Source organism: Bacteroidia bacterium (assembly GCA_019695265.1).
Lineage (GTDB): Bacteria > Bacteroidota > Bacteroidia > JAIBAJ01 > JAIBAJ01 > JAIBAJ01.
Genome location: JAIBAJ010000136.1, coordinates 1 through 7,300 on the forward strand (window position 1 = coordinate 1; position 7,300 = coordinate 7,300).

Sequence of the window (7,300 nt, forward strand, 5' to 3'; positions counted from 1 at the left end):
CAGTTATGATGGCTCAAGTTTTCGCTTGGACCATCGACTTTCATAAAATTCAAAAAGAGGATGCCTTTAAAATTGTTTTTGAAGAACAAAGAGTTGAAGGAAAATCCATTGGTATAAATCGAATTAAAGGTGCCTGGTTCAAAAGTAAAGGTCAAGAATATTATGCCTTTCCATTTGAAAGAAATGGATCTACCAATTGGTACGATGAAAAAGGAAATTCCCTTCGGAGAATGTTTTTGAAAGCTCCATTAAAATTCTCCAGAGTTAGCTCGGCTTATACCTTGAAACGGTTTCATCCTGTACTGAAAGTTTTTAAGGCTCATTTGGGAACCGATTATGCTGCACCTACCGGAACCCCTATTCTTTCTGTTGCGGATGGGGTAATTACCGATGCTAAATACACCGTTAATAATGGTAATTATGTCAAAATAAAACATAATGCTACTTATACAACCCAATACCTTCACATGAGTAGAATTGCTAAAGGAATGCGCTCCGGTAAAAGAGTTAAGCAAGGTGAAGTTATTGGATTTGTTGGTAGTACAGGACTTGCAACAGGCCCCCACCTTTGTTTTAGATTTTGGAAAAATGGGGTCCAAGTCGATCCTCGAAAAGAAAAATCCAACCAAGGACCTCCACTCGAATCTAAGCTTAAAGGGGAATACTTGGCAAAAATTAATCCAATAAAAACGCAATTACAAAACCTATAGACCTAACCAACTTTAGGTAAACCAATAAAAAGTAAATTTATTTCGTCCTTTTTTATTGACTGATCGTTTCAGTTTGGTGTTGGATTTCTTAAGTGACATTTTATAGATATAGGATTATGTCTGTGTTCGTTTTCGTACAGTGTTGTTGGTTTTGTTAGAATTGTATAAAAGTTTTTTTAGTTTATTGGCTGATTATCAACAGTATATCATTTTGGCAAAGTTTAGGATATACGTTATTCTGAAGTAGTCCAAGTACTATTTCCTAGCTTTGTTTAAAGTGATACAAAATTATCTGATAATGGCCTGGAGAACCTTGTTGAAAAACAAGGCAAGTTCATTCATTAATATTTTTGGACTCGCTATTGGAATTGCCTCTTTTCTGTGGATTTTTATTTTTGTATCCGAAGAGCTCAGTTATGATAAATGCTGGAAAGATTACGAACGAATTTATAGGGTTAATCAAATTATTACTGTTCCAGCCAAGTCAGATCCTTTTTCAGTTACATCTGTAATTTTTGGACCGGCAATAGATATAGCTCTTCAAGGCCATGAAGAGGTAGCAAGAGTGCTGGCTGTAGGACCTCAATCGGTTTGGGCAAATGGACAATCGCATCGGGTGGATGGTCACTATTTCGTTGATTCGAACTTGTTTAAAATATTTGATTTCCCTTTTTTAGAAGGTGACCCCAAAACAGCATTGCTTCTTCCTAATACCATTGTAATTTCAAAGGAATATGCCCAACTGCTATTCGGAAACGAAACGGCTCTTGGAAAAACTTTGAAATATGCTCGACTTAGTTATACCATCACCGGAGTTATTGATGATAAGCACTTAATAAGCCATTTTAAACCCAAAGGCCTCTTAACTATGCAATCCATAAACCCCGACCTTCTCAGCGAAAGTCAGGATGATTGGTTTCGGTTGAGCACTACCACCTATGTAAAGCTTAAACAAGGAGAAACAAAGCAAGGATATGAAACCAAGATTTCTCAATGGAAAAACAATGTGATTGTGCCTTGGATTGAAAAGTATAAACTAAAAGATAAGGTAGACTTTGAACTGATCAATGTGGCTGATATTCATTTCGATTCCTTTTACATTTACGACTCAACTCCAAAGTCTAGTAAAGAATACATTTATATTTTTTCATTCGTTGCTATTTTCTTACTACTCACCGGCTGCTTCAACTACATGAATTTAACAACTGCCCATGCTTCCAACAGGGCAAAAGAAGTTGGAATTCGGAAAGTGGTAGGTGCTGACAGAAAGCAAATTGTTTTCCAGTTTCTTTGCGAAAGTTTATTTACTGCTTTTTTTTCTTTACTGGTTGCTTTGATGTTGGTTGAATTGCTTTCTCCGGGCTATGAAATGCTAACCGGAAATAAGTACGAGGGGCTAAGTAGCATTCTTCATTGGCCATTAATTCTTGCCTCTCTTGTTACAATTGTCATAATTGGGCTGGTAGGTGGAAGTTATCCCGCTTTTTATTTGTCAACCTTTAGTCCAATAGATGTCCTAAAAAGCAAAACAAACCATGTGATGGCTTTTTCTGTTGCCAGATTAAGAAAAATACTAGTAGTAATTCAGTTCGCTTTGGCTATAGGATTGGTATCGTCAACCCTGGTGGTTTGGGAACAGTTTTGGTTTATGAATCAAAAAGATTTGGGATTTAATAAGGAAAAGGTAGCAATTCTGAATTTTCCGGCCGGTGATAAGGCTTTGGCCCAACAAATGCCTGCTATTCAAAAGCATTTAGCCCAGCTTTCTTTTATAAAAGAGTTTTCTATAGCCAGCAATTTACCTGCTTTTAGCTATTCTAGAATTTTATTCTATGTGGGCGATTCTGTTAATCGGAAAGAATATCCCATGAATGTTACTTTTTGTAGCTACAATTTCCCCAAAGTATTGGAGATGGAAATGGTAAAGGGTCGATTCTATTCGCCCTCCATTCCAAGCGATACCATGGGCTGTTTCGTGGTTAATGAAGCTTGTGTAAAGCTCTTCGGCTGGAAAAATCCTATCGGACAAATCCTTGAAAATGGTTTTGGAAAAGGAAAGGTTATTGGCGTGATAAAGGATTACCACTATGAAAGTGTACATAAACCTATTGAACCAATGGTTTTAATGCTTAGTCCGCAAGTTGGGGCCTTCCTTTTGCTAAAATTGGATAACGATAATAGAAAGCAAAATTACCGTCAATTAGCCAGCCTATATCAGGAGTTGTTTCCAGGTCATCCATTTCGAATGACCTACCTAAGCGATAAATTGGCCGAACTCTATGGTAAGGAAAGAACAATGATTGCCATTTTAGGGTATTTTTCTATTCTTACCATTCTAATTTCATGTATGGGTCTCTTTGGACTTAGTTATTTTATTGGAAAGCAGCGTACCAAGGAAATTGGTATTCGAAGAGTGATGGGTGCAACCTGGTGGCAAATATCCTTGGTGTTTAGCAAAGATTTCGTAATACTTGTTGGTATTTCTATCCTTATTTCATTGCCAATAACTTGGTTAATAATGGATTACTGGCTGAGTGGATTTGCCTACAGTATCCAACTTTCCTTGCTTCCATTCCTCGGAGCCTCCTTGGTTGGAATGGTTTTGGCCATCTTTACCGTTAGCTTAGTCACCGCTCATACAGCCCAACAAAGCCCGGTAGAGGCCCTTAAACATGAATAGTTCCTCTTTCCTGGATTTATCCAATTTCAATTTTCTTGCATCCTTCGCCTTTTACCAATCCTTTTCTAAAATTTAATATAATCAATTTGTCTGAACCTCCTCTCGTTCTATCTGTTTTGAAAACCAATCGACTTGGATTCGAGTTAAAATATTTTGTTAATTTGTAAAGTATGAAAACTGCATTGGTATTGGGCGGAACAGGCCTGGTTGGCGGACATTTGGTTCGGATATTGTTGCGCGATGAGCGTTATTCCCTGGTGAAAATGTTAGTGCGTAAATCGGTGGATTTACACCATGAAAAATTAGCCCAGGTGGAGGTTGATTTCGACCATCTTCAGTCCGAGGATTTACAGGCAGATGATGTTTTTTGCTGTTTAGGAACCACCATTGCCAAGGCAGAAACTCAGGCCGCTTTTAGAAAAGTTGATTTTGATTACCCCGTTCGGGTAGGGGAGTTGGCTCTGGAAATGGGTGCCAGGCAATATTTTATGGTGAGTTCCATCGGTGCCGACGCCCAAAGTTCGGTGTTTTATGCAAAGGTTAAGGGCGAAACTGAAGCCAAATTGGCAAGCCTGGGTTATTCCACATTTGTGGCTTTCCGTCCCTCGTTTTTGCTCGGAAATCGCCAGGAGTTTCGTTTTGGAGAAAAGATTGGAATTGGTATTGCAAAGCTGTTTGAACCTTTGATGGTAGGAGGTTTGCGAAAGTACAAAGGTATTGAAGCTCATCAAGTTGCTGGCGCTATGGTTAAATGGGCCAGGTTAGAAAAGCCGGGTAATTTTATAGTAGAAAATCCTGAAATTGAAGATTAGAACAAACTAAGTCTGGTCGTTAGGGTGAGTTTTATTTTTGTTAATTATTATGCGGGCCCCCTCCGCCACCTGCTTTATTGCAACAACCAATTATTTTGCATGGCGTTCGGGTCACGCTATCGCCTGTAGTCCAAGCCCACTCCGCTAAACGCTGCGTTGTCTTGGAGCTACTTGGCTCTATCGTTGCCCGAGGTGCAAAACCAACCGGCATCGCTTTTTATTTCTGTCTACTATTCCCCGGGTTAAATTTTTATATCCCATGTGTCAAGCATAACTACATTGGTCTTAAATCCGTTTTGGAGAAAGGAAGTCTAGCACCAACGTTCATTCCTTGCAGCTTAGGTTGGTTATGCACCCCGGGTAGGGATAGAAACGGAAAGCCCACAACCCCGAACCCTTTCGGGGTGAGGACTTGGAGTGGATAGCCCGACCATGAGCCTTACAAAGCTTGGTAAATGCTTACCATTAATGCGAATGGGACCCGCCTAATAAAAAAATTAAGAAGCTTTTTTACGAATTACACTGTAAACTCCCCTTCCTTCGGCGATGATTTCATCTTTTTTGTCTTGATGGTAGCACATCATTTTGGTGAAAATGACCCTTGAACCGCTGCGTACCACTTCGGCTTCACAGATAATATCCTCGCCCCTTCCCGGTTGAATATAATCGATGCGGAGATCGATGGTTGAAAGTTTGTCTTCAAACGATTTTAATGTGGTACCACCTGCTGCACCACCTGCTGCATCCATTACCGAGGCCAGTACACCGCCGTGAATGGCTTTTTTTCGTGGATCGCCAATAAGTTCGGGTTTAAAAGGAATAAGTACGGTTACTTTGGTGTCTTTTACTTCTAACAATTTCATTCCCAACACTTTGTTAAAGGGGATGAATTCTTCTATAATTTGTCGATACAGTTCAAAAACGGCATTCATGGCAAGGAATTGGTTGGCAAAAGTAGTGAAGCCAGGGCTTGAAATTCACTAAAACCAATGGGTTTAGCATTTATTACGATTGTTTTGAAGGTTCCAGCTCAATTTGTGTTTTCCTGCTAATCAGAGTTGAGGATAATTTATTGAAAAAGTGTAAGAATGTTTCCTTTAAATAAGGATAATAAAGAAGAGGCGAGGTGTGTATTAGTTTGATTATGTGTTAGTTGTGTAGACTTAAGAAATTTTAGCGGAATAAAAAATTCTTAGAAATTACCTTTGAGGCATGAAATCGTGGTTTGAGTATCTAATGAATGAGCGGATTTTGGAAAATCCACTTAGTAATATTTTGTGGTTTTGTTTTTGGATACTGTTTGGTATAATTTTTAAGGCCATACTATCGAAAACTATTAACCGGCTGGCCTATGGTTTTATCCGAAAATACACTTCCGGTGTGAGTTTGGAGCGTTTTTACGGGTTGCTGAATAAACCTTTGGGTTTTTTATTGTTAATAATAATTTTTTACATAGGATTCGATTATCTCCATTTTCCAAGGGTTTGGCGATTAGCCAATGTTAATCATTTCGGGTTGCGAATGGTGTTGGATCGCAGTTATTATTTATTGTTATCCATTTCAATTATTTGGGTAATGTTTAGGCTAACCGACTTTTTTGGGTTGATTTTAGCTGAAAAGGCATCCCGAACGGAATCGAAGCAAGATGATCAATTGGTTGTATTTTCTACTGAGATTTTGAAGATAACCATATTGATATTTGGGTCAGTTATTATTTTAGGTTCGGTATTTAAGCTCAATGTTACCTCCTTGGTAGCCGGTTTGGGAATTGGAGGATTGGCTGTGGCTTTAGCTGCCAAAGAATCGTTGGAGAATATTCTTTGTTCTTTCATTATTTTCTTTGATAAGCCATTTATTGTGGGCGATATGGTTAGAGTTGGTCATGTGGAGGGAACTGTTGAAAAGGTGGGTTTTAGAAGTACCAGAATTAGAACGGTGGAGAAAAGTTTTCTGACCATTCCCAACCGCAAGATGATTGATAGTGAGTTGGATAATTTGAGTTTGAAAACCTTTAGAAGGGTTAGGTTTAACTTGGGTTTAACCTATAGCACTAAGTCTCATCAGGTTAAAGCCATTGTTGCCGATATTCAGCAATTGTTGGAGGAAACACCTGAAATAGCTTTGGAAGGCAAACCTAGATTCAACAAAATAGGTTCGTTTGCCCTGGAAGTAAGGGTGGAATACTTTGTAACAACTATAGACTGGAATACCTATTTGAGGGTTCAGGAAGATATCAATTTTGCTATCCTGGAAATCGTAGAAAAGCATAAAGGAAAGCTGGCGTTCCCAACCCAAACGGTTGAGTTGAGTCAATCGAACTAGGCGTTTAGGGTTTTATATCCCAAACAAGTATGCTACGATCGTCGCTACCTGAAAGAAGGAGGTTGGAATTGGCATCCCATAATAAGGTATTAACCGAATAGGCATGACCGTTGAATTTTGCTTTGTCGAGGCGAATTAGAATTTCCAGTTCCAAATTCCAAAGTTTAATTGTTTTATCACGGCTTGCAGATGCCAAAAGGTTTTGGTTGGGCGAAAGGGCGATGTCGTAGATGGCGTAGTTGTGTGCAGGAACTGAGTTGGTGTTTTTGTATAAATTGGAGGTGGTGGGTTCCCAAAGGTTTAAGTAGGCATCACGCCCCCCGGTTACAATGGATTGGTTGGGTAAAACGATGGAACAATTGGTCGAAAGTCCATGGCTTGCGAATTCCTGTTTGAAATTTCCGGAAGCTAATTCTACTATTCGGGTAAAGCCGTCTCCACAAGAAAGCAAGAGTTCATTTTTTGGGGAATGCACACAGAGGTGGCGTATTTTGGAGTTACAAACCTTAATGATGGTGTGGAGTTCTGCATCGTCAACATGGCCAATTCCTAACTCCCCTTCACCGGAGGAGGCATAGAAATAAGTGCCATCGCTAATGAGTTTAAAAATAGCCGAATTGAAGATTTTCATGCATTTAATTTCTTTTCGGCTGACCAAATCAATCCAGTGCACTTCACCTTGTCCGTTGCCGATTAAAAGTAATTTGCGTTCTTGTAAATGAAGAATACTGTAAGGAATGGTTTGCAGTTTAATGGAAAAAGAAGAAGGCAAACCG

General features: G+C 39.2%; 6 protein-coding genes. 4 read left to right on the forward strand and 2 right to left on the reverse strand.

Annotated features, from left to right (window positions below):
* The 3 genes from K1X82_14005 to K1X82_14015 all read left to right on the forward strand — a co-directional run.
* On the forward strand, positions 1 to 710 hold a 710-nt coding region (locus K1X82_14005; GenBank protein MBX7183220.1), incomplete at its 5' end, for a peptidoglycan DD-metalloendopeptidase family protein.
* Between the two features lie 277 nt (positions 711 to 987).
* A complete protein-coding gene (locus K1X82_14010) occupies positions 988 to 3,390 on the forward strand; it encodes an ABC transporter permease (protein ID MBX7183221.1) in 2,403 nt (800 codons plus the stop codon).
* 170 nt (positions 3,391 to 3,560) lie between these two features.
* Complete coding sequence (locus K1X82_14015) at positions 3,561 to 4,202, forward strand: NAD(P)H-binding protein (protein MBX7183222.1); 642 nt, start codon at positions 3,561 to 3,563, stop codon at positions 4,200 to 4,202.
* A 497-nt stretch (positions 4,203 to 4,699) separates the two neighbouring features.
* Here the strand turns inward: K1X82_14015 and K1X82_14020 are convergent, their stop codons facing one another.
* Positions 4,700 to 5,134, reverse strand: coding sequence for a hotdog fold thioesterase (locus K1X82_14020; protein MBX7183223.1), 435 nt, complete (start codon positions 5,132 to 5,134; stop codon positions 4,700 to 4,702).
* A 280-nt stretch (positions 5,135 to 5,414) separates the two neighbouring features.
* Between K1X82_14020 and K1X82_14025 the strand changes: the two genes are divergently transcribed.
* Positions 5,415 to 6,524 (forward strand): mechanosensitive ion channel family protein, encoded by a 1,110-nt coding sequence (locus K1X82_14025; protein ID MBX7183224.1) that lies wholly within the window; start codon positions 5,415 to 5,417, stop codon positions 6,522 to 6,524.
* Between the two features lie 4 nt (positions 6,525 to 6,528).
* Here the strand turns inward: K1X82_14025 and K1X82_14030 are convergent.
* The coding region (locus K1X82_14030) for a hypothetical protein (GenBank protein ID MBX7183225.1) at positions 6,529 to 7,300 on the reverse strand (772 nt) is incomplete at its 5' end.